This window comes from Massilia sp. 01N417 (genome assembly GCF_056399645.1).
This window is the reverse complement of sequence record NZ_JBFTRS010000007.1, coordinates 200,507-223,343: the sequence shown is the minus strand read 5'-3', so window position 1 is coordinate 223,343 and position 22,837 is coordinate 200,507. Positions and strand designations below refer to the sequence as shown.

At 65.8% G+C, this 22,837-nt stretch carries 22 protein-coding genes; 13 read left to right on the top strand and 9 right to left on the bottom strand.

The annotated features are described in order from the left end of the window. From AC1DOQ_RS10585 to AC1DOQ_RS10555, 7 genes are all read left to right on the top strand, one after another. On the top strand, positions 1–249 hold a 249-nt coding region (locus AC1DOQ_RS10585), incomplete at its 5' end, for a hypothetical protein (RefSeq protein WP_477362995.1). Between the two features lie 360 nt (positions 250–609). After that, complete coding sequence (locus tag AC1DOQ_RS10580; protein ID WP_477362992.1) at positions 610–888, top strand: hypothetical protein; 279 nt, start codon at positions 610–612, stop codon at positions 886–888. A 49-nt stretch (positions 889–937) separates the two neighbouring features. Further along, positions 938–1,213: a hypothetical protein gene (locus tag AC1DOQ_RS10575; protein WP_477362989.1), complete on the top strand. Its 276-nt coding sequence runs from the start codon at positions 938–940 to the stop codon at positions 1,211–1,213. A 28-nt stretch (positions 1,214–1,241) separates the two neighbouring features. Further along, complete coding sequence (locus AC1DOQ_RS10570; protein WP_477362986.1) at positions 1,242–1,496, top strand: hypothetical protein; 255 nt, start codon at positions 1,242–1,244, stop codon at positions 1,494–1,496. 19 nt (positions 1,497–1,515) lie between these two features. Continuing rightward, on the top strand, positions 1,516–1,794 hold the full coding sequence (locus tag AC1DOQ_RS10565) for a hypothetical protein (protein WP_477362983.1): 279 nt from the start codon (positions 1,516–1,518) through the stop codon (positions 1,792–1,794). A 91-nt stretch (positions 1,795–1,885) separates the two neighbouring features. Further along, entirely contained in the window at positions 1,886–2,176 is a 291-nt protein-coding gene (locus AC1DOQ_RS10560; RefSeq protein WP_477362980.1) for a hypothetical protein, read from the top strand. A gap of 29 nt (positions 2,177–2,205) precedes the next feature. Beyond that, positions 2,206–2,964, top strand: a complete 759-nt coding sequence (locus tag AC1DOQ_RS10555) for a PP2C family protein-serine/threonine phosphatase (protein ID WP_477362977.1) — start codon at positions 2,206–2,208, stop codon at positions 2,962–2,964. A 20-nt stretch (positions 2,965–2,984) separates the two neighbouring features. Here the strand turns inward: AC1DOQ_RS10555 and AC1DOQ_RS10550 are convergent, their stop codons facing one another. From AC1DOQ_RS10550 to AC1DOQ_RS10535, 4 genes are all read right to left on the bottom strand, one after another. Further along, positions 2,985–4,289: a sigma-54 interaction domain-containing protein gene (locus tag AC1DOQ_RS10550; protein ID WP_477362974.1), complete on the bottom strand. Its 1,305-nt coding sequence runs from the start codon at positions 4,287–4,289 to the stop codon at positions 2,985–2,987. Next, the gene (locus AC1DOQ_RS10545; protein ID WP_477362971.1) at positions 4,286–7,354 is read right to left on the bottom strand and encodes a peptidase domain-containing ABC transporter; all 3,069 of its coding nucleotides are present in this window, start codon (positions 7,352–7,354) and stop codon (positions 4,286–4,288) included. The genes AC1DOQ_RS10550 and AC1DOQ_RS10545 overlap by 4 nt, the downstream gene beginning before the upstream one ends. Before the next feature lie 46 nt (positions 7,355–7,400). Further along, entirely contained in the window at positions 7,401–8,162 is a 762-nt protein-coding gene (locus AC1DOQ_RS10540) for a peptidylprolyl isomerase (protein WP_477362968.1), read from the bottom strand. An 81-nt stretch (positions 8,163–8,243) separates the two neighbouring features. Then, on the bottom strand, positions 8,244–9,482 hold the full coding sequence (locus AC1DOQ_RS10535) for an anion transporter (RefSeq protein ID WP_477362965.1): 1,239 nt from the start codon (positions 9,480–9,482) through the stop codon (positions 8,244–8,246). Positions 9,483–9,639: 157 nt separating this feature from the next. On the opposite strand from AC1DOQ_RS10535, the gene panB reads away from it, so the two are divergent. Next, on the top strand, positions 9,640–10,509 hold the full coding sequence (panB, locus tag AC1DOQ_RS10530) for a 3-methyl-2-oxobutanoate hydroxymethyltransferase (RefSeq protein ID WP_477362962.1): 870 nt from the start codon (positions 9,640–9,642) through the stop codon (positions 10,507–10,509). 15 nt (positions 10,510–10,524) lie between these two features. After that, on the top strand, positions 10,525–11,040 hold the full coding sequence (gene thpR / locus AC1DOQ_RS10525) for an RNA 2',3'-cyclic phosphodiesterase (protein ID WP_477362959.1): 516 nt from the start codon (positions 10,525–10,527) through the stop codon (positions 11,038–11,040). A 49-nt stretch (positions 11,041–11,089) separates the two neighbouring features. On the opposite strand, the gene AC1DOQ_RS10520 is transcribed toward thpR, so the two are convergent. Next, the gene (locus AC1DOQ_RS10520) at positions 11,090–12,247 is read right to left on the bottom strand and encodes an MFS transporter (protein WP_477362956.1); all 1,158 of its coding nucleotides are present in this window, start codon (positions 12,245–12,247) and stop codon (positions 11,090–11,092) included. After that, positions 12,244–13,023, bottom strand: a complete 780-nt coding sequence (locus AC1DOQ_RS10515; RefSeq protein WP_477362953.1) for a DeoR/GlpR family DNA-binding transcription regulator — start codon at positions 13,021–13,023, stop codon at positions 12,244–12,246. The genes AC1DOQ_RS10520 and AC1DOQ_RS10515 overlap by 4 nt, the downstream gene beginning before the upstream one ends. A gap of 169 nt (positions 13,024–13,192) precedes the next feature. Here AC1DOQ_RS10515 and AC1DOQ_RS10510 point away from each other — a divergent pair, with 169 nt between their 5' ends. Then, positions 13,193–14,782 carry a response regulator gene (locus AC1DOQ_RS10510; RefSeq protein ID WP_477362950.1) on the top strand — a complete coding sequence of 530 codons (1,590 nt, stop codon included), beginning with the start codon at positions 13,193–13,195 and terminating at the stop codon, positions 14,780–14,782. A gap of 61 nt (positions 14,783–14,843) precedes the next feature. On the opposite strand, the gene AC1DOQ_RS10505 is transcribed toward AC1DOQ_RS10510, so the two are convergent. Further along, positions 14,844–16,190: a glutamine synthetase family protein gene (locus tag AC1DOQ_RS10505; RefSeq protein ID WP_477362947.1), complete on the bottom strand. Its 1,347-nt coding sequence runs from the start codon at positions 16,188–16,190 to the stop codon at positions 14,844–14,846. A gap of 198 nt (positions 16,191–16,388) precedes the next feature. On the opposite strand from AC1DOQ_RS10505, the gene AC1DOQ_RS10500 reads away from it, so the two are divergent. Together AC1DOQ_RS10500 and AC1DOQ_RS10495 are read left to right on the top strand one after the other, a co-directional pair. Beyond that, complete coding sequence (locus tag AC1DOQ_RS10500; protein WP_477362945.1) at positions 16,389–17,417, top strand: sensor histidine kinase; 1,029 nt, start codon at positions 16,389–16,391, stop codon at positions 17,415–17,417. Positions 17,418–17,431: 14 nt separating this feature from the next. Continuing rightward, positions 17,432–18,187 (top strand): LytR/AlgR family response regulator transcription factor, encoded by a 756-nt coding sequence (locus AC1DOQ_RS10495; protein ID WP_477362942.1) that lies wholly within the window; start codon positions 17,432–17,434, stop codon positions 18,185–18,187. Between the two features lie 31 nt (positions 18,188–18,218). Here the strand turns inward: AC1DOQ_RS10495 and AC1DOQ_RS10490 are convergent, their stop codons facing one another. After that, a complete protein-coding gene (locus AC1DOQ_RS10490) occupies positions 18,219–19,703 on the bottom strand; it encodes an aldehyde dehydrogenase (RefSeq protein WP_477362939.1) in 1,485 nt (494 codons plus the stop codon). 135 nt (positions 19,704–19,838) lie between these two features. On the opposite strand from AC1DOQ_RS10490, the gene AC1DOQ_RS10485 reads away from it, so the two are divergent. Beyond that, positions 19,839–21,296, top strand: a complete 1,458-nt coding sequence (locus tag AC1DOQ_RS10485; protein ID WP_477362936.1) for a high affinity choline transporter 1 — start codon at positions 19,839–19,841, stop codon at positions 21,294–21,296. Between the two features lie 79 nt (positions 21,297–21,375). Here AC1DOQ_RS10485 and AC1DOQ_RS10480 read toward each other — a convergent pair whose 3' ends face one another. Then, positions 21,376–22,830, bottom strand: coding sequence for an aspartate aminotransferase family protein (locus AC1DOQ_RS10480; protein ID WP_477362933.1), 1,455 nt, complete (start codon positions 22,828–22,830; stop codon positions 21,376–21,378). Positions 22,831–22,837 lie beyond the last annotated feature (7 nt).

Here is a 22,837-nt window from a genome sequence, read left to right as displayed (position 1 = left end):
TCATCCATCGCAATCCACGACCTGGCGCACAGCGCAGCGATCGACGGCCAGGCCATGTCGGCGGTCCGGGGCGGCTACGCCTTCGGCAAGGACGTCAACGTCAATGTGAACGTGAACCAGCAGCTTGCACAGTTCCAGCAGATCGGCGTGAATGTCCTCAACAACAACGGCGTCATCGGCGCCGGGTTCCGCGGCCCCGATATCGACGTGGCCGCCGCACTGAAGGGCGAGAACAAGCTGGCCTTCTGAACCGTCTCCCTGCTGTTCCTTCATCCCGCTGCCGGCTTCGATCCCGGCAGCGGGATGAAGTCCGTTAACCCATCCCTTCCTTCTCCTTGCCGGCGGCAGCCATGCCGCCAAGTTCCCCCTGTCGGTCCGCGACGAACAAGTCCCGAAAGGTGTTGGGTCCGGGCCATCACCGGCGATGCCTGCGGCCGCTTCCTCCGCTGCCGTGAACGGCTGAGAACATCAAGAAAATCCCCTTTGTTTTCAATGGCCTGCATGCATTTTGGCGGCATTCGAAAAAAGCTGGCACGCATCCTGCTGATAGTCCATCGAGCGCAAATCAAATGCCTCAACCAACCAAACCGACATCCAAGGAGATTTACCATGAAAACCCTGATCATCACCGACCTGGCCCACACCGACAAACTGGACCGCGCAACCATGGCCACCGTCCGCGGCGGCTTCAAGTTCGCATCGCCCTCGTACTCGTTCGGCGACATCACCTACGCACCGAACTACGACTCGTCGATCAACGCCTCCCAATCCCTGGGCCAGGTCCAGAACGTGATGACCGCCACCGCCAACGGCTCGGCCTTCGTCGACGGCGTGCACGTCCATAACGACGTCTCGCAAAACGGCCARAACACCATCGTGCGCCGCTGATCGCCCACCAAGATCCRATCCCATCATTCCATCATCGAGGAGCATGACCATGAAAACCCTGACCATCAAAGACCTGGACCGTAGCGAACAACTGGACCGCGCAGCCATGCGCAGCGTGCGCGGCGGCTGGAGCATGTTCTCGCCGTCGTACAAGACCGGCGACATCACCTACGCACCGAGCTACGACTCGTCGATCAATGCCGCGCAGAACCTGGGCCAGATGCAGAACGTGATGACCGCCACCGCCAACGGCTCGGCCTTCCTGGACGGCGTCAGCGTGCACAGCAACGTGCACCAGAACGGCCAGAACACCATCGTCGGCTGAGAAATCGCCGACCGCACAGGAGAACATCATGTCATCCATCGCAATCCACGATCTGGCGCACAGCGCCGCACTCGACAGGCAGGCCATGTCGGCCGTCCGGGGCGGTATCGCCGCCCTCGGCAAGGACATCAACGTGAACGTGAACGTCAACCAGCAGCTCGCCCAGTTCCAGCAGATCGGTGTGAATGTTCTCAACAACAATGCCGTGATCGGCGCCGGCTTCGTCGGCCCCGACGTCCAGCTGGCCGCCTCGCTGTGGGGCGCGAACCACGCCGCACTCTGAGCCATCCGGGAGAACCGTCATGAAAACCCTGACCATTACCGACCTCGCCCGCAGCGAGCGCCTCGACCGTCCCACCATGTCCGCCGTGCGCGGCGGCTGGAGAGTGAATTCGCCATCCTGGTCGTTCGGAAACCTGAGCTATGGCGGCAGCGACGACTCGTCGATCTCCGCAGTCCAGAACCTGGGCCAGCAACAGAACGTGCTGACCGCCACGGCCAACGGCGCGGCTTTCGTCGACGGTATCCACGCCGGCAACGACACCAGCCAACGCGGCGGCAATACCATCGTCCGCCGCTGAGGGCATGCACGGCAGTCGGAAAACCGATAAATTTGGACTACACTGGGGAGACCGGCCTCCGGTCTCCCTTCTTCCAGTACGGAGAGGCATCATGGCTACCATTACCGTCAAAGATCTTCCCGCCAACATGGCGCTGGACCGCAAGGCAATGTCGGTGATCCATGGCGGCGATGGCGCGCCCTGGGTCTTTGGCTGGATCCAGCCTTATCTCGAGGCGGGCCCAAGCCAATTCCCGGTGATCAACTTCTACCAGATCAATAATTTTGCCGACCAGATGATCAACCAGTACCAGACGGTCTCGGTCAACAACACTGGCGCGAACGCCAACCTGAACCTGAGCGTGGACGAAAGCAGCCTGAACAAGGCACTGCATCGCCCCTGAGCCGGACCTGACCCGGATCCGAGCCGCACATGAGCTGCAACACGACCTTCCACTGGACTTCGGCCGCGCACACCGACGTGGGCCGCGTGCGCAGCCGCAATGAGGATGCCTACCTGGACCAGCCGCAGCGCGGCTTGTGGGCTGTCGCCGACGGCATGGGTGGGCATGCCTTCGGCGATGTGGCGAGCCGGACAGTCGTCGACACGCTCGAGAACCTGCCGCTTCCCGCCGACATGGCGCAGTGCATCGACGCCACGCGCGAGCGGCTCGGCCAAGTCAATGCGGCCCTGCGTGCCGAAGCGCGCGTGCGGCAGGTGCCGGTCATCGGAAGCACCGCCGTCGTCCTGCTCGCCTGCGGAACGGAAGCCGCCTGCCTGTGGGCGGGAGACAGCCGCATCTACCTGTACCGCCAGGGGCGCCTGCAGCAGCTCACGTGCGATCACAGCCAGGCGGCGGCGCTGCGTGCGCGCGGCGAGGATGCGGCGGCGGCGGCGGTCGGCGCCAACATGATCACCCGTGCGGTAGGCGCCAGCGATGTGCTGGAACTCGACGTGACGACCCTGGCGACGCACGACGGCGACATCTTCCTGCTGTGCAGCGACGGCCTCAGCAACCCTGTGCCGGAGCAGGCGATCCGGGAGGCACTCGCGTGCGGCGATTGCGCCCACGCCGTGCAGACCCTGGTCGGGCTGGCGCTGGCAAATGGCGGGCGCGACAACGTGACGGTGATCGTCGCACGTGCTTCGGACATGTCCGGCGACAAGACCCTGATGAACCCCGCACTGTAGTACCGGCGCACCCGGTGCGCTCAATGGGTCTTGCGAAAATCCTTCGAGTGCAGGCCGTGTTTCTTCAACAAGATCTGCAGGTGGGAGCGGTTCATGTCCCAGCGCCGTGCCAGCTCGGCTACCGTCCCGCCGACTTCCTGCAAGCCCCGCTCCAGGTAGTGGCGCTCGGCCTCGTCGCTGGCGGCCCGCTTGGCTTCCGCCAGCGACGAACCCGGGCGGGCCGCGAGCGCGTCCGCCGTCGCCCCGGCGCCTGGTGCCGCAGCCGTGCCGGCCGCCGCAGGCCGTATGTCTTCCGGCAGGTGCGCCAGGTCGGCCGTGTCGCCGGCCAGGCAGGCGAGACGGTACATGATGTTGCGCAGTTCGCGGATATTCCCCGGGTAGCCGTAGCGCAGCAGGAAGTCGCGCAGGCGCGCCGTCAGCGCCACCGGCCGCCGCTTCAGGGCTTCCGCTGCCTCGTCGCCGTAATAAGCCAGCAGCAGCGGGATCTCATCCTTGCGCTCGCGCAGCGGCGGCAAGGTCACGTGGATCACGCTGAGACGATAGAACAGGTCTTCGCGGAACGTGCCCTGCTCGATCAGCTTGCGCAGGTTCTTGTTGGTCGCCGCCACGATGCGCGCGTCGACGGCAATCGTCTCGTCGGAACCGACCCGCTGGATCTCGTGCGACTGCAGCACGCGCAACAGCTTCACCTGGCCGGGCAAGGGAAGCTCGCCGATCTCGTCGAGGAAGATGGTGCCCTTGTGCGCACTCTCGAACTTGCCCTTGCGGTCGTTGGCGGCGCCCGTGAACGCCCCCTTCTTGTGGCCGAACAGTTCCGATTCGAGCAGGCTGTCGGGAATCGCACCGCAGTTGACCGAGATATAGGGTTTGTCGGCCCGTGTGCCGTTGGCGTGGATCACCTTGGCCATCAGCTCCTTGCCGGTACCGCTTTCGCCGTCGACCAGCACGGGAAGGTCGGTGGGCGCCGCCTTCTCGGCGATCTCCAGTGCGTCCAGCAGCTTGGGATTGTCGCCGAAAGTGCCTTCGAACACGAAGCTGCGCGCCAGCAAGGCACGGCGCCGCTCGCCGGTCGGCGGTTCGGCGACCGGTTCTTCCGCGGTCCGGCGTTCCATGTCGGCGCTGACGGCCTGGACGAAACGCTCCTTGTGCGACAGCTGCATGACGTCGTCGCGCAGCGCATTCGCCTGGCGCAGCAGCTTGTCGACGTCCGAACGTTCGAGCCGGGTGGCCCAGCGCAGGGTGGAGCGCATGATCTCGATCTTTTCCAGCAAGGCCGCATACGACATCGCCGATCCGCGCTCGCCGCCGGGATTGAACAGTTTCATGACATCTCCGCGCCCAGCTGTTTCTGCACCAGCTCGTAGTACATGCCGCGCCGCGCCAGCAATTCCTCATGGCGTCCCTGTTCGACGATCTTGCCTTCGTAGAGCACGACGATCTTGTCGGCCCGTATGATCGTGCTGAGCCGGTGCGCGATGATGACCGCGGTACGGCCCGCCAGGATGGCTTCCATATTCGCCATGATATTGCTTTCCGACTGGGTATCGAGGGCCGAGGTCGCCTCATCGAATACCAGCAGGCGCGGGTCGTGGTAGAGCGCGCGCGCGATGCAGAGGCGCTGCACCTGCCCGCCCGACAGGCCGACGCCGCGCTCGCCCACCACCTGCTCGTAGCCGAGCGGCAGCTTGCTGATGAAGGCATGGGCATCGGCCATCTTCGCCACTTCCTCGACGCGGCGGCGGTCCGGACTGTCGTCGCCGCTGGCGATGTTTTCGGCGATGGTGCCGGAAAACAGCAGGTTGCTCTGCATGACATAGCCGACCTGGGCCCGGTAATAGCCGCGGTCGATGACGTTCATCTCATAGCCGTCGACGAAGATCTTGCCCTCGCTGGGCGGATAGAAACCCACCAGCAGCTTCGCCAGCGTGGTCTTGCCGGAACCGCTGCGGCCGACGATCGCCACCAGCTGGCCCGGCTTGATGTCGATGTCGATGTCCTCCAGCACATAAGGCGTGTCATCGCCGCCGTAGCGGAAATACATGTGTTCCAGCTTGAGCTCGCCCCGCAGGTCGGGCAGCACCACGCGCGCCGCGACGTCGGCGGGCTTCTGCTCCGGCTCGATGTCGAGCACATCGCCGAGGCGCTCCATCGCGACCGTGGCGTCACCCATCCGGCTCCACAGGCCCACCAATCCCATCAACGGCCCCAGCACGCTGCCCATCAGGGCATTGAAGGCCATCAGCTGGCCGATGGTCAGCTCGCGCGCCAGCACCAGGCTCGCGCCGGCCCACAGGATCACGATCGTGGTGGCCGAATTCAATACCTGGCTGGCCAGCCCGACCAGGATGCTGAACGATTGGGAACGGTATTGCGTCTCGAGCGCCTTCACGTATTTCTTTTCCCATTTCAGGCGCACCGGACGTTCGCTGCCCATGCCCTTGATGGTTTCGATGCCGCCCAGCGCCTCCATCAGGAAGGACTGGGCGTCGGTCGATGCGGCAAACACCTCCCGCGCGTACTCCTTGATGCGGGGCGTGGCGAGCACGGTCAGCGCCACGATCGGGATGACGAAGCCGATCAGCAGCAGGGTCAGCTTGACGTTGTAGAAGAACAGGATGGTGAAGTACATGAAGACCATCAGCAGGTTCAGCAGGGTCGTCACGGTCGACTCGGTGAGGAAAGCGCGGATCGTCTGGTTTTCCGAGAAGCGCGCGAGGATGTCGCCCGTCTTGCGCTTGGCAAAGAAGGAATACGGCAAGGACATCGTGTGCTTGAAGAACTGCGCCATCATCGAGAAATCGAGGTTGCGCACCATGTAGTTGGACAGGTAGGCGCGCAAGGTCGACATGACCTGGGTGAACACGGTGGAGATGACGAGGCCCAGGATCAGCAGGTGCAGCAGGCCGACGTTCTGGTGCACCAGCACGCCGTCGAGGATGTTCTGGATGATCAGGGGCGGGACGATCCCCAGCATCTGGATCACGAAGGTGGCCAGGAACAGGTGCAGCAGGATTTTCCTGTAGGGCCGCAGGTAGCCGACGAAACGCAGCCACGGCGAACGGGTTGCCGTCGCCTGCACCAGCTGCTCGCCTGGCGTGAACACCAGGCAGGTGCCGCTCCAGCCCCGCTCGAACTCTTCCACGCTCATCTTCTTGAAGCCGACGGCCGGATCGGCGACCCAGACCTGGCTCGGCGAGACCCCGTAGACGACCACGTAGTGATACCCCTCCCAATGCACGATGAAGGGCAGCTCGAAGCCCTGCAGCGCATCGAAGGTGCATTGCACGCCGCGGGTGCCGAAGCCGAGCGCCTCGCCGGCGCGCGCCAGGCTGTCCAGGGTGGCGCCTTGCGCGGTCACGTTGGCCAGTTCACGCAGTTTCCCGAGCGTCATGTTGATGCCGTAGTGGCGGCACAGCATCGCAAGGCAGGCGGCGCCGCAATCCATTTCCTCCGCCTGCTCGACCCAGGCGAAGCGCTTGATGACTTTTTCGCCGGCCTCAGGTTTGGATACCAGGTCGAGCACGACGGGCCGCTTGCGCCGCTCCGCCAGTTTCTTCTGGCGGTGCAGTTCGCGTTCGAGAAAGCGGATACGTTCCTCGATTACCTCGCGGAATTTCGCATTGCGCTCCAGGATGAAATGCGCGGACTTCTCCGGAATGACCAGCACGGTGGTGTCGGTCGAGGCCAGTACCGTGGCGGCCTGTTCCTGGCGCATCAGGGAGGCGCGCTCGCCGAAGATCTCGCCCGGCCCCAGCGTGGCCAGCACGAACTCGTCGCTGCTGTCGTGGACCACGACCCGCACTTCGCCCTGGCGTACGACGTACAGCCGGCGGTCGTCGCGCGAGCCCTGCTTCAGGATCTCCTTGCCGGCGCTGACGCGCTTGACGCCGACGCTGCGCACGAACTCGTCCAGCTCCGGCTTGCTGACCTTGCCGCGCAAATCGAACAGGCGCGCGACCAGGCCGCCCGCCGAGCTGACCGCCACATAATTGTTGATGAAGTCCAGGGCGGCCGGATTACGGGCAACCACCGGTTCGATCGCCGTGCGCGGGATGAACCACAGCTCCGTCTTCAGCGCGGCGCGCGCCGACAGTTCGTGGCGATAGCTGCGCAGCATGGCGATCTCGGCGAACACCTCTCCCGCCTTGCGCACGCCCATGCTGGTTTCCTTGCCGTGCTCCTCGCTGAACACGCGCACCGAGCCGGAACGGATGACGACCAGCCCTTCGGCGGCGTCGCCCGCGCTGCAGATGGTATCGCCGAAGGCGTAGGCACGCGTTTCGATCGCGGCCGCGAGCGTTTCCAGCTCCTCGGCCGTGAAGACGGACAGGATCTCGACGGTGGCCAGGAATTCGGCGGGGGATTGCTCTTGTTTCGCAACTGAGTCCATGTCGGTGTCCCGCGAACCTGTCCCTCATGTTGCGGCCACCGCCGGCTCAACGCGCGGGACAGGCCTCGATGATGTGTTCCTGCGCCCGCGCCGCCAGCCATTCCTCGCGCAGCAGGCGGCGTACCTCCACGGTGGTGTCCTCGTCCAGCGCCGCGGGATGCCTGGCATTGACCGCGTAGATTTCGAACAGCGTCCGGTCGGCCGAGGGGAAAGGACCCAGCAGGTCGCCGGCCGCGGCATTGAACACGCGCGCCTCGATGTCGGGCCGCAGGGAGCCGCGCAATACCCGGCCGATCACCCCGCCATTCTCGCGCGTCTCCCCGACCGAATGCTCGGCCACCATCTCGGCAAAGCTGTCCGGATCGTCGGCCAGCGCCGACATCATTTCCTTGGCCTTGCCTTCGGAGTCGAGCACGATATGGCTGATCTCGACGCTGTCGAACTTCGGCGAGTTAAGCTTGAAGTAGTGCTCGATGGCTTGCGGGCTGCACACCTGTTCCATCATCTTTTCCTGGGTCAGGCTGTCGACGATGAAATCCTCGAACTCGTCCAGGCTGATGCCCAGCACGTCGAGGTAGTGGTTCATGTCGGCCGCCCGGTGCAGGCCCTGGATGCGCCGGAACTGGTCGGCGCGCTCCTGGATCGCTTCCGGGGCCAATTGCACGCCCTGCTTTTTCGCCGCCAGCACGGTCAGCTTGTCGCGCACCATCTGCTCGACGAGTCCTTCGAACTGCCCGGTCAGCTTGAGTGTCCGGACGAAGTCTTCCGTATCGATGACGGTGTCATCGATGCGCACAATCCCGGCCATGATCTCTCCCTCGTCGACGTCCTCGTCCTATCCGTTGTAGCAGGCCGTCGGGCAAAGTCAATGTCGGCGGGACGGCGCAGCTTAAAAGCGCAGCGCCAGGTAGACGCCGGCGACGCCCAGGCTCGCCAGGGTGACCGGTATGCCGACGCGCGCATGGCGTTTCCAGTCGATGGCGATGCCGCGCCTGGCCGCGGCGTCCACCACGATGATGTTCGCAATGCTGCCGACAATCAGCAAATTGCCGGACAAGGTGCTCACCAGCGCCAGCAGCGCACCGCCGATCTCGTGGTGGACCACGGGGATCAGCAGCATCACGGCGGGAACGTTGGACACCAGGTTGGAAAGCAGGAAAGTCGCAAAGAACAAGGGGGCCGGATGATCCAGCTGCACCCCGTGCTCGCCAAGGCGGGCGACGAGGTCCGCGGCGATGCCCGTGCGCTGGAATGCATGGTTGACCACGAACAGGCTCATGAATAAAACCAGCAGTTCCCAGTCGACCAGGCCCAGCATGTTCTGGGAACGCAACTGGCGGCTCATGAGGAGGATGCCGGCGCCGATGAGCGCCATATGTTCCCTGGGCCACGGTGCGACCAGGAACGCCACCAGCAGCACGCCGGCGACGATCAGACCCTTTGCCGTCTGCCAGGCATCGAAGGGCACTTCCACGCCGTGCGGTTCGGCAGCCGGCGCCGCAGGTGCCGCGGTATCGCCGGCCTCCTGCCAGCGTCCGCCGGTCTGCCACACGACCAGGCCCCAGCTCGCAAGCAGCCCCAACGCGACCGGAAGGATCGCTTCCAGGAAGTAGCCGTCGAAGGACAGCCGCAAGGTCTGGCCGATCAGCATGTTCTGCGGATTGCCGATCAGGGTCGCCGCCGAGCCGATATTGGAGGCACAGGCAAGTGCCAGCAGGAAGGGTATTGGGGCCAGGCCGCGCCGCCTGCAGGCATCGATCAGTACCGGGGCAACCGCCAGGCAGACGATATCGTTGCTGAATACGGCCGACAGTGCGGCCGCGATCACGACCAGCACCGCCAGCAGGCCCGGCGGCCCCAGCGACAAGCCGGCCAGCTTGCGGGTGATCCAGTCGTAGAATCCCCCGAGACGCATTTGGGCGGACACGACCATGAAGGCAAACAGCAGGGCCATCGTCGGCAGGTGAATCGCCGCCACCGCGTCCTCGAGGCTCAGGGCATCGATGCTGATCAGTGCGATGGCCCCGAGCAGGGCGACCCCGGTCCGGTCGAGCCGCAGGAATGGCAGCCCGCCGAGAATCATGCCGAGATAAACGATAAGAAAGATAATTAGGATCGTGGTGGTCATCTTGTTTTCAATTACAAACTGTTCCCGATTCTAACAAGCTAATAAAATTGCCTGTCGCCAGTTGCGGCGCCCCCGGCAGGAAACCTGTCTTGGCATTACACTACGCCGTCGGCGAAACACGTCCGGCGGCTTTTTCACGATGAGTAAAGGAAAAACGATGAGCGGATATTTGCAGGGCAAGGAGATGGCAGGCGCAGGTTCGGGCGGCGAGAGCCCGGCCCCGGCGCAACCGGCCCGCAAAGCGGTCACCCTGCCTTCGCTGCTGGCGATGCGCGCGGCCGGCCAGAAAATCGCCATGCTGACCTGCTACGACGCCAGCTTTGCTTCACTGATGGACCGCTGCGGCGTCGACATGCTGCTGATCGGCGATTCGCTGGGCATGGTCTGCGCCGGCTACGACTCGACCCTGCCGGTGACGGTGGCCGACGTTGCCTACCACACCGCCTCGGTGGTGCGCGGCCGCAAGCACGCCTTCGTGCTGGCCGACCTGCCCTTCGGCAGCTACGGTACCCACCAGCAGGCTTACGACAGCTGCGCCACCCTGATGCGCGCCGGCGCCCAGATGATCAAGATCGAGGGCGGCGCCTGGCTGGCCGACACCGTGCGCTTCCTGACCGAGCGCGGTATTCCGGTCTGCGCCCACATCGGCCTGACCCCGCAATTCGTGCACCAGCTGGGCGGCTACAAGGTGCAGGGCAAGACCGATGCCGGCGCCGACCAGCTCAAGCGCGACGCGCAAGCCCTGCAAGATGCCGGCGCGGCCATGGTGCTGCTGGAAGCGGTGCCGGCGGCGCTGGGCAAGGAAGTGACGGCGCTGCTGCACGTGCCGACCATCGGCATCGGCGCCGGCCCCGACTGCTCCGGCCAGGTGCTGGTGATGCACGACCTGCTGGGCGTCTTCCCGGGCCGCAAGGCGCGCTTCGTGAAGAACTTCATGGATGGCCAGACCAGCATCGACGCCGCGGTGGAAGCCTATGTGGCGGCGGTGAAGGACGGCAGCTTCCCGGCACCGGAACACTGCTTCTGACCGGCGGAGGGTGGCATGGACAAGCCTTCTACCACCCGACTTTTCCTGGCCTTGTGGCCGGATCCGGCCGTGCGCGAGCAGCTGCGCGAATGGCGCGAGCGGTGGGACTGGCCGCGCGGCGCCTCACCGGTCCACACGGATAAACTGCACCTGACCCTGCACTTCCTCGGCAACCAGCCGGGCGAGTCCCTGCCTGCACTGCTCGATGGCCTGGCCGTTCCCATGTCGCCGTTCCGTTTGAATCTGGACGTGGCGGAGCTGTGGCATAACGGGGTTGCGGTGCTGGCGCCGTCTTCGGTGCCGCAGGCGCTGCTGGACCTGCACGCCGCGCTCTCGGGCGCCCTGCCCGGCCTGGGGCTGGAGCCGGAGGCGCGCACCTATCGGCCGCACGTGACCATGGCGCGGCGGGCCAATGGCGCCGGGATTCCGCAGGATGGACCGCTCATCGACTGGCAGATCGACCATTACACGATGGTCGAGTCGAAGACCGGGGATGGCAGCGGCTACACGGTGCTGCGCGAATACCGCTAAGCTTGCGTGGGCTCGGTGAGCCCACCCTGCCGTCATCGCATGCCATGCGTTACCGCTTCACGACGCGGGCGTTGGCCGCGATGACAATGCCCGACACCGACAGAATACCCAGCGCCACCGCGATATTCGTATGCGCCGCCACCGACCCGATCAGCGGCGGCGCCAGCAGCAGGCCCGCATAGCCCAGGGTCGCCACCGTCGCCAGTCCGCCGCCGGCCGACATGCCCGGAATGCGCGCGGCGGCCGCGAAGATCAGCGGCACCACGTTCGCCGCCGACAGGCCGATCAGCGCGAAGCCGCAGGCCGACAGCACGAAGCGGGTGCTGAGCACGGCCAGCATCAGGCCGGCGAACATGCCGAGGCCACCGATCACCATCACCCGCATCGCGCCGAAGCGCAGCACCAGGCGGTCGCCCGCGAAGCGGCAGGCCGCCATCGCGATCGAGAAGGCGGAATAGCCGAGCGCCGCCGATGCCGGCTCGGCGCGGGTGCGCTCGGTCAGCAGCAGCGCGCTCCAGTCGACCAGCGCGCCTTCGACCGCGAAGCACAGCATGCCGAGCAGGCCGAGGAAGAGCGCAGGACCGCGCGGCAGCGCGAAGTGGCTCTCGTGCTTCGAGGGCGCCACCCGCAGCACGTAGGGGCCGCACAGCGCGACGATGACGGCGATCGCGATCCCCGCCATCAGCGCGCCGCGGCCGTCGCCCAGGCCGGCGCCGATCAGCATGCCGCCCAGGGCCGCACCCAGCAGCCCGCCCAGGCTGAAGAAGCCGTGGAAGGACGACATGGTCGGCATGCCGCGCGCGCTTTCCACCTCGCTGGCATTGGCGTTCATCGACACGTCCAGCACACCGTTGCTGGCGCCGAAGGCGAAGGCCGCCAGGAACAGCGGCAGCAGGCCGTCCGCATTCATCAGCAGCACGCCGGTGACGGCGAACAGTCCGCCGCTCGCGAGGGTGACGGCGCGGGTGCTCCAGCGCGCCGACATCCAGCCGGACACCGGCATCGCCGCGATCGCGCCGCCGGCGATGGTCAGCAGCAGGAAGCCCAGGGTGCCGGTATCGATGCCGGCACGCGCCTGGACCAGCGGCACGTGGGCCGCCCACAGGCCGATCCCGGTGCCGTTCAACAGGAAGATGATGGAGATGGCCCAGCGTGCAGCATTCACGGTGGCGAGGCTGGCGGGTTGGAGGTTCTCTGCCGGTTTCATGCTTTGACTTTCGCTGCGAGTTTGATGTCGGGGGTGGGGTCGAGCTGGCGCAGGCGCTCGAGCACGTCGGGCGGACAGTCGGCTTCCAGCACCAGCTGGTCGACATCGGTCAGCGGCGCGATCAGGAAGGGCGCCGGCGCCTCCAGCCTTTCGTTGAGGACGGCGACCACGCGGCGGCTGGCCGCGGCCAGCATGGCCTGCTTGACCTGGGCCTCCTCGGCATCGCTGGCGCCCAATCCGCGGTCGGCCTCGACGCTGCAGACGCCGACCACGGCCAGGTTCACGCGCAGCGCGCGGATCTCGTCCACGGTCCGGGCGCCCAGCACGGCGCCGGCATGACCCGCGTAGACGCCGCCCAGCAGGATGACCCTGGTCTTGCGCAGTTCTCCCAGCGCCAGCGCGATCTGCGGGCTGTTGGTGATGACGGTGGCGGCGCGCCCGTCTTCGAGCAGGCGGGCGAAGGCCAGGTTGGTGGTGCCGGCATCGACCAGGATGGTGTCGCCGGGGCGCACGGCATCGAGCAGCGCCTGGGCCAGCATGGCCTTGCGGTCGCCGGCATCGTCGCTGCGCTGGCCGAAGCTGGGCTCGGCCCGGGTGCGCCGCATCGCGCCGCCATGCACGCGGCGCAGCAGGCCGGCGGCGTCGAGATCGCGCAGGTCGCGCCGGATCGTGTCTTCGGAGGTCTGGAAGCGCAGCGCCAGCTCGGCCGCGAGCACCTTCCCCTGTTGGTCCACCATGTCGACGATCTGTTGCCGACGTTCTTCCGCTAACTGCATTGCGTCTCCTGTTTGATCGCCGCAATGTACAGGTTTACGCAAAAACGTGCAAATTCATGCACCAATAATGCAATAACAAGCATATTTAATATGCATATTGACAATAAACTGTGGCCTGACAGTTGGTTGGATGACTATTCGTTGTTACACTCGGCCGATAGAAAAGCACATGAAAATCATGGACAAGTCCGCCGCCATCCTCATCGTCGACGACTATCTGCTGATCCGCACCGCGGTCCGCCAGGTGCTGACCGAACTCGGCTTCGTCAACATCTTCCAGGCCGAAAACGGCAAGACGGCGCAGGACCTGATGCGCAAGCAGCACATCGACGTCGTGATCGGCGACTGGAGCATGCCCATCATGAGCGGCATCGAGCTGCTGGGCTGGATGCGCAAGGACGCGCGCTACGCCAGGACGCCGTTCATGATGCTGACCGCCGAGTCGAACCCGGCCTCGGTGCGCAGCGCACTGCAGGCCGGCGTCAGCGCCTACATGATCAAGCCGTTCACGGTGCACAGCTTCGCCGGCAAGTTCATGGCGATGATCGGCGCGCCGCAGGAGGCGCCGGCCTCGCCGTTCGCGCGTCCGGCCGCTGCCGCGCCTGCCGCTTCCCCTGCGCCGGCGCCCTTGCCGGCACCGGCCGGCGCCGCCGGCGTGATCGGCCTGCAACAGCCGCTGGCCGAGCGCATCAAGAAAAGCACGGTGCTGATCGTCGACGACGTCCCGACGAATATCGAGATCCTGGCGGGCGCCCTGAAGGACGAGTACGCGATCAAGGTGGCGATCAGCGGCCGCAAGGCGATCGAGATCGCCGACAGCTTCCAGATCGACCTGATCCTGCTGGACATCATGATGCCGGTGATGGACGGCTTCGAGACCTGCCGCCAGCTGAAGGCGAATCCGAAGACGGCCGGCATCCCGATCATCTTCCTGTCCGCGAAGGACGCCGTCGACGACGTGGTGGGCGGCCTGCGCCTGGGTGCGGTCGACTATGTGTCGAAGCCGGCCGACCCGACCATCCTGAAGGCGCGCATCGCGACCCACCTGACCCTGGCCGCGGCCACCGCCGACCTGAAGCGCCAGAACGAGCTGCTGGTGGAGAACGCCCACCTGCGCGAAGACGTCGAACGCATGACCCGCCACGACCTGAAAAGCCCGCTGGCGGTGGCCCTGCACGGCAGCCAGGCCCTGCAGGCTGGCTGCCTCACCGAGAGCCAGCGCGAGCAGGCGCGCATGATCGAGATGGCGGCCAGCAACGCCCTCGAAATGATCAACCGCACGCTCGACATCTACCGCATGGAAAAGGGCGAGTACCAGCCGGCGCTGCAGGCCTTCGACCTGGGCGCCCTGCTCGAGCGCGTGGCCCGGCAGACCCGCCTCGCCTTCGCGCCCGGCGCCATCGAGATCCGCTTCGACGCCCCCGGCGAAACGCTTTGCCTGGGCGAGCCGCTGCTGTGCTATTCGATGTTCTCGAACGCCTTCAAGAACGCCGCCGAAGCCTCGCCGGAGGGCGGCACGATCAGGATCGACGTCTCGCCGGGCGACGGCAAGCTGCACGTGGTGATCGACAACGAGGGCGAAGTACCGCCGGCCATGCGCGGACGCTTCTTCGAGAAGTACGCGACGGCGGACAAGGAAGGCGGCAGCGGGCTGGGGACGTATTCGATCCGGCTGATGGCCGAGGTGCAGGGCGGTGGGGCTTCGATGGATACGGGGGATGGGCGTACGCGCTTGACCGTCACGCTGCCCTGCGTTTGACGCGTGGGCACGGGGTGCCCACCCTACGCGAGCAAGAGTAGGGTGGCTCTCCGAGCCCACGTCAAACGAGCAGCATCAGGTGCTCCCGCTCCCAGGAACTGATCACCCGCGAAAACGTCGCGAACTCCAGCTCCTTCACCTCGCAAAACGCCTGCACGAACAAGGGCCCCAGCATCGCCGCCAGCGCCGCGCAGCCGCGCAGCTGCTGGATCGCGTCCTCCAGGTTGCGCGGCAGTTCGCCGTGGATGTGCTCCGCACTGTCGGGCGTCGGCGCGGCCGGCTGCAGGCCTTCCGTCATGCCCAGCCAGCCGCAGGCCAGGGTCGCCGCCATCGCCAGATAGGGATTCACGTCCACGCCCGGCACGCGATTCTCGACCCGGCGGTTGGCCGGGCCGGCGTTCGGCACGCGGATGCCGCAGGTACGATTGTCGTAGCCCCAGTGCACGTTCATCGGCGCCGACTGGAAGCGCGACAGGCGGCGGTAGGAATTTACATGGGGCGCGAATAATAAGGTCGCTGGAGGCAGGTATTTTTCAAGCCCACCGATATATTGACGGAACAGCGTGCTTTCGCCGCCATCCTCGTCCGAGAAGATATTGCGGCCGCTGCCGTCGACGATGCTCTGGTGGACGTGCATCGCACTGCCCGGCTCGGTCTCCATCGGCTTGGCCATGAAGGTGGCGAAGATGCCGTGCCGCAGCGCCGTCTCGCGCACCGCGCGCTTGAACAGGAAGACGCGGTCGGCCAGCTCGAGCGCGTCGCCGTGGGTGAAGTTGATTTCCATCTGGCCGGCGCCGGCTTCGTGGATCAGGGTCTCGACGCCCAGCTCGTGCTGCTTGCAGAAGGCCGACAGCTCGAGAAAGAAGGGATCGAAATCGTTGACCGCGTCGATCGAATAGGATTGCCGGCCCTGCTCAGTAAAGCCGCTGCGGCCGGTCGGCGGGCTCAAGGGTTCGTGCGGGTTGGTGTTGCGCGCGACCAGGTAGAACTCCATCTCGGGCGCCACCACCGGCCGCCAGCCGCGCTCGCGGTACTTGTCCAGCACCCGCCGCAGCACGGCGCGCGGCGCCAGCTCGACCGGGCTGCCGTCGAAATCCTGGCAATCGTGGATCACGCAGGCGACCCGCTCGGTGGCCCAGGGCACGACGCGGATCGTGGCCGGGTCCGGCACGCAGATCATGTCGGGGTCGATCGATCCGACATAGGGCGTGTTGTTCGGCTGCTCGCCGTGGACGGTATTCAGCAGCACGCTCTTCGGCAGCCGCATGTGCTCGCCGGTGAGGAACAGGTCTTTCGGGAGGATCTTGCCGCGGGCGATGCCGGTCATGTCCGCGATCACGCACTCGACCTCGTGGATATTGTGTTCTCGCAGAAAATCCCGCATGTCACCGCTGATTGCTTCGGCCATCGCACTCCTCGCTTGCCCCGCTGCGGATCAATATAGCACCGGCCTCCAGGCCGCCGCGCGCGGCTCGACCCGCGTCCCGATGCCGCAATTCGTTGCCCGGATCCCGCAGTTGGCGTCACTGCCCGTTCCATGGCGCGTATTCTGCGGCATACTTTCGACATGGAATTATCAAAAACTCATCAGATGTCGACGGCCCGCATGTGGCGCATCTACGCCATCGCTTGGATCGATTACCTGTGCGTCCTGACGGCGGCCGGACAGTTCGAGAACCTGACTCACGGATATTTCGACTGGCACAGGGCAGGCACTGAGCTGCTCTGGAGCACGCCACAAGCCTTCGTGCTCGCTCTGCTGTGGCCGCTGAGCGGCTGGCTGGAGCGCAGGCGGCTGCCATTGCCCGTCGAGTTCCTCATCCACGGCGCCGGCGCGGCTGTCTATGCGGTCGGCTTCTATGGTCTGTTGTCGATGGTGGTCAGGTCTCCGCAACCGCTGTCCTGGTATGTGTGGCCGGTGTTGTACAGCATGATGACCTATGTCGTCATCGCTGCGATGTTCCACGCTGTGCGCATGAGCCATGCGGGCCAGCGCCAGGCCATCGCCATCCAGCAGGCCCAGACCCTGCTGGTCGCCTCCGAGCTGAACGCCCTGCGCAACAAGCTGAACCCGCACTTCCTGTTCAACACCCTGCACTCGATCATCGCGCTGACACGCCGCAATCCCGAGGCTGCCGAGACCGCGCTGTTCCAGTTCTCGGACATGCTGCGCTACGTGCTCGACACCGAAAAAAGCGGCAGCGACCGCGTCACCCTGGAAGACGAGCTGCGCTTCGTACGCGACTACCTCGAGCTGGAAAGCCTGCGCCTGGGTTCGCGCCTGAAGATCGAGTGGGAACTCGACGAGGAAGCCGCCCGCATCGCGCTGCCGGCGCTGTCGCTGCAGCCGCTGGTCGAGAACAGCATCAAGCATGCCTTCAATCCGCACAGCCGCCCAGGCCTGTTGCGCATCCGCACCCGGGTCGACGACGAGGCCGGCGCCTTGACCATGACGGTCGGCGACGACGGCCCCGGCGCCGACCCCGCCATCGTGAAGCAGTCGAACGGCCTCGGCATCCGCACCGTCGAACGCCGCCTGCAGCTCGAGTACGGCGCCAGGGGCATTCTCTCGATCGCCACCGCGCCCGGCGCCGGCTTCGTGGTGACGATGTCGATCCCGCTCGAATCCGCCTGAATGAAGGAAACCCTGTGAACACGAAAACCGTTTTCATCGCCGAGGACGAGCCGCTGGCCCGCGACGTGCTGCGCGACGCCATCTACGCCCACCCTGCCCTGCGCCTGGCGGGCGAAGCCGGCGACGGCGCCAGCGCGCTCGAGCAGATCAACCGCATTCGCCCGGACGTGGTCTTCATGGACATCCAGATGCCGGAGCTGACCGGCCTGGAAGTGCTGCGCCGCCTCAGCTGCACGCCCGACATCGTCTTCACCACCGCCTACGACCAGTACGCGGTGACGGCCTTCGAGCTGAACGCGGTCGACTACCTGCTCAAGCCTTTTACGCGCGCCCGCTTCGACGCCGCGGTGGCGCGCCTGCTGGAAGCGCCCATGCCGCCGCGCGAGATCGTCGATGCGGCGCTCGAGCAGGCGACGCAGCGGATGCAGGGCCGGCCCGCCGGCCGCCTGGAACGCATCCTGGTGCGCGACCGCGGCCGCATCTTCCCGCTGTCGCTGAACGAGATCGAATATTTGAAAGCGGATTCGAAGTACACGGCCATCGCCGCGCGCGGCCAGACCTTCCTGGTCCGCATCGGCATCTCCGAGCTCGAAGCCCAGCTCGATCCGGCCCGCTTCATCCGCGTGCACCGCTCGGCGCTGGTGAACCTGGACTTCGTCGATTCGATGCGCGCGGATGAGCAGTCGCAGCTGCTCATCCAGATGCGGGATGGGACGATGCTGACGGCGAGCCGGGAGGCTTCGAAGGTGTTGCGGGAGATGGCGATCTAGGCCTGCGGGCCGATCCTTGCGTTGCCGGTCCTCACACCTGTATCCACGTCGTCTTCAACTCCGTGTACTTGTCAAACGCATGCAAGGACTTGTCGCGCCCATTCCCCGACTGTTTATAGCCGCCGAAGGGCACGGTGATGTCGTCATTGTCATACTGGTTCACATGCACGGTCCCGGCCCGCAGCCTGCGCGCGGTGCGGATCGCCTTGCTCATGTCCGCCGTCCACACCGCCGCCGCCAGCCCGTAGGGCGTGCTGTTCGCCTGCCGCACCGCCTCGTCCAGGTCGGTAAACGACAGCACGGACAAGACCGGCCCGAAGATCTCCTCGCGCGCAATCCGCATCGAGGCATCGACGCCATCGAACAGGGTCGGCTCGATATACAGGCCGCCCGTTTCCGTACGCGCGGCGCGCCCGCCCGCGAGCAGGCGTGCGCCGGCCGCCTTGCCGTCTTCGATATAGCCGAGCACCGTCTTCATCTGGATGCCGTCGACGATGGCGCCCATCACGGTGTCCGGGTCGAGCGGATCGCCCGGCGCATACTTCGGCATCAGGGCCAGGGCCTTGTCCAGGAAGGATTCGCGGATCGATTCTTCGACGAACAGGCGCGACGGCGCGTTGCAGCTCTCTCCCTGGTTGAAATAGATCGAGCCGATCGCGCCAGATACCGCGGCATCCAGGTCGGGGCAGTCGGCGCAGACGATGTTCGCCGATTTGCCGCCCAACTCGGTCCAGGCGCGCTTCAGGTTCGACTGTCCCGCCATCTGCAGGATCTGCTTGCCGACGCGGGTCGAGCCCGTGAAGGCGATGCAGTCGACGTCCATGTGCAGGCCGAGGGCCTTGCCTGCTTCGTCGCCGTAGCCCGGCAGGACGTTGAACACGCCTTCCGGCACGCCGGCCTCCAGTGCCAGCTCGGCCAGGCGCAATGAAGTCAATGGCGCTTTTTCCGAGGGCTTCAGCACCAGGCTGTTGCCGGCGGCGAGCGCCGGCCCGATCTTCCAGGCGGCCATCAGCATCGGATAGTTCCAGGGGATGACGGCGGCCACCACGCCCACCGGCTCGCGCTGAATCAGGGCCAGGCTGTCCTGGGCGGTGGGCGCCACTTCGTCGTAGATCTTGTCGATCGCCTCGCCGTACCAGCGGATGCAGTTCTGGGCCAGCTGCACGTCGACGCTGCGGCTGTAGCGGATCGGCTTGCCCATGTCGAGGGTCTCCAGCAGGGCCAGCTCGTCGCGGTTGGCCAGCATCAGGTCGGCAAAGCGGATCAGCACGCGCTTGCGCTCGACCGGAGACTTGCCGGACCAGCGCCCGTCGTCGAAGGCGGCGCGGGCACTGGCGACCGCGGCGTCGGCGTCGTCTGGACCGCAGCGCGCGACCTCGCCGAGCTTGCGGCCGTCGATCGGCGAGATACAGTCGAAACGGGCGCCGGAGTTTGCGTCAATACGCTTGCCATCGATGACGGCGCGGCCGTCGATCCGCACCGTTCCGGAACGTTCATGCCAGGATTCGGTAGTCATTTTGTCCCCTCTGGAGTCATGATTGTTGTCAGGCCGATACTAGCAAACAAAATCGATCCAATTGACGATTTATGCCGCTATAATCGCGAATTTTTCCAGCCAGAATTTCCTCTTTCCCGCAGCCCGGAGCACCTAATGAATACCATTCTGATTACGTCTGTCGTGCTCTACCTGCTGGGCACCCTGGGCCTGGGCATGTGGGCCGGCACGAGGATCAAGAACACGTCCGACTTCGCCGTGGCCGGCCGCAGCCTGCCGCTGATCATGGTGATCACCACCACCTTCGCCACCTGGTTCGGCGCCGAGACCGTGATGGGCATCCCTGCCCGGTTCGTGCAGGGCGGCCTGAACGGATTGGTCGAAGATCCCTTCGGCGCCGGTACCTGCCTGATCCTGGTCGGCCTGTTCTTCGCGGCCCGCCTGTACAAGCTTAACCTGCTGACCATCGGCGACTATTACCGCGCGCGCTACGGCAAGGGCATCGAAGTGTTCTGCTCGGCCGCCATCATCCTGTCCTACCTGGGCTGGGTGGCGGCGCAGATCACGGCGCTGGGCCTGGTCTTTTCCGTGCTGACCGGCGGCGCGATGTCGGAGACCGCCGGCATGATCGTCGGCACCCTGGCCGTGCTGATCTATGTGGTGGTCGGCGGCTTCCTGGCGGTGGCGATCACCGACTTCATCCAGATGATCGTGCTGGTGGTGGGCATGTCCATCATCGCCGTGTTCTCGTCCGAACTGGCGGGCGGCACCGGCGCCGTGCTGCACATGGTCCAGCAGAAGGACCTGTGGAATTTCCTGCCGCAGGCGAAGTTCACCGACATCGCCTTCTTCGTCGGCGCGGCCGTGACGATGATGCTGGGCTCGATCCCGCAGCAGGACGTGTTCCAGCGCGTGATGTCGGCCAAGAACGCGCCGACCGCGCGCGCCGGCGCCATGATCGGCGGCGCCAGCTACATCCTGTTCGCCTTCGTCCCGATGTTCATCGTCGCCTGCGCCGTGATCGTGATGGGCAACGATGCGATGGAGCTGGCCAAGAGCGACTACCAGCGCGTGCTGCCGACCTTCGTGATGACGAAGATGCCGCTGATCATGCAGATCCTGTTCTTCGGCGCGCTGCTCTCCGCGATCAAGAGCACCTCCTCGGCCACCCTGCTGGCGCCGTCGACCAGCTTCACCGAGAACATCCTCAAGAACCTGCGCCCGGGCATGAGCGACCGCCAGCAGCTGTTCGCCATGCGCGTGACCATCGTCGTGTTCGCGGCGCTGGTGCTGACCTACGCGATCGCGATGAAGGGCACCTCGATCTACGAACTGGTGTCCTCGGCCTACCAGGTGACCCTGGTCGGCGCCTTCGTGCCGCTGGTGATGGGCCTGTACTGGAAGCGCGCCACCACCCAGGGCGCGATCCTGTCGATCGCGGCCGGCATCGCGGTGTGGATCGTGTTCTTCCCGCAGATCTCCTCGCTGGGCGAGCATTTCCCGGGGCAGCTGGCCGGGCTGATCGCGGCGTTCGCGGGCATGATCGTGGGGTCGCTGGCGCCGCAGGTTTTGAAGAATCGGCATGAGCCGCACAAGACCGCCCTGAGTGTCTGATAACGTAGGGTGGGGCACCCCGTGCCCACGCGTGACGTTCGCGTGACGCCGGCGTCCGCGTGGGCTCGGAGAGCCCACCCTACATCCAACCCCGCCGCGTCAGATCGTCCAGGGTCAGGTCGAGACAGAACCTGATCCGCTCCACCATCTCATCGATCTGCGCCGTCGTCATCACCAGCGGCGGCGCCACGATCATCCGGTCTCCCACCGCCCGCATGATCACGCCGTTGTCGAACATATGCCCGCGGCACACCATGCCCACCGCCAGCTCGCGCGGGAAGGCTTCGCAGTCGTGCAGCGTGGCGCCCTTGCGGCGTACCAGGTTCAGGCCTGCCGCCATGCCGATGCTCTCGACCTGCCCCACCAGCGGGTGCGAGGCCAGCGTGCCGAACGCGGCCTTCAGGTGGGGCCCGGTTTCCAGTGCCACGCGCTCGACCAGGCCTTCATCGATCATGATGCGCAGGTTCTCGAGCGCCGCCGCGCAGGCGACGGGGTGGCCGGAATAGGTGAAGCCGTGGTTGAAGTCGCCGCCCTTCTCGACCAGGGCATGCGCGACCCTGGCGCCCACCAGCACGCCGCCCAGCGGCACATAGCCCGAGGTCACGCCCTTGGCGAAGGCGATCAGGTCGGGCCGGAAGCCCATCAGCTGGCAGCCGAACCAGGTGCCCAGGCGGCCGAAGCCGCAGATCACTTCGTCGGACACCAGCAGCACGCCGTATTTGTCGCAGATGCGCTGGATTTCGGGCCAGTAGGTCGGCGGCGGGATGATCACGCCGCCCGCGCCCTGCACCGGCTCGCCGATGAAGGCGGCCACCGTGTCCGGCCCGAGTTCGAGGATCTTCTCTTCCAGCCAGCCGGCCGCGCGCAGGCCGAATTCGGCTTCGCTCATGCCGCGTCCATGCTCGGCAAAGTTCGGCTGTCCGATGTGGTGGATGCCGGGAATCGGCAGGGCGCCCTGCGCATGCATGGCATCCATGCCGCCCAGCGAGGCGCCGGCCACGGTGCTGCCGTGATAGGCGTTGCGGCGGCTGATGATGGCCTGGCGCTGCGGCTGCCCCATCAGCTGCCAGTAGCGCCACACCATGCGCACGATGGTGTCGTTGGCTTCCGAGCCCGAGCCGGTGAAGAACACGTGCTGCATGCCCACATCGACCTTGCGCGCCTGCTCGACCAGGCGCGCCGCCAGCATCAGCGCCGGCACATTGGTCGTGTTGAAGAAGCTGTTATAGAAGGGCAGCGTGTCCATCTGCCTGGCCACGGCGGCGCTCATGCTCGCGCGGCCGTAGCCGATGTTCACGCACCACAGGCCGGACATGCCGTCGATGACCTTGCGGCCGTCCGAATCCCACAGGTAGATGCCGTCGCCACGCACCATCACGCGCGCGCCGCGTTCGCACAGCGCGCCGTGGTCGGTGAAGGGATGCAGGTAGTGCGCGCTGTCGAGCTCCTGCAGCGCGCGCGTATCAAATGTTCCCGGGCTGTCCACCTCCCGGACCGGCGCGAGCACGTCGGCCGTCACAATGTCGCTTGCCATGATCGAC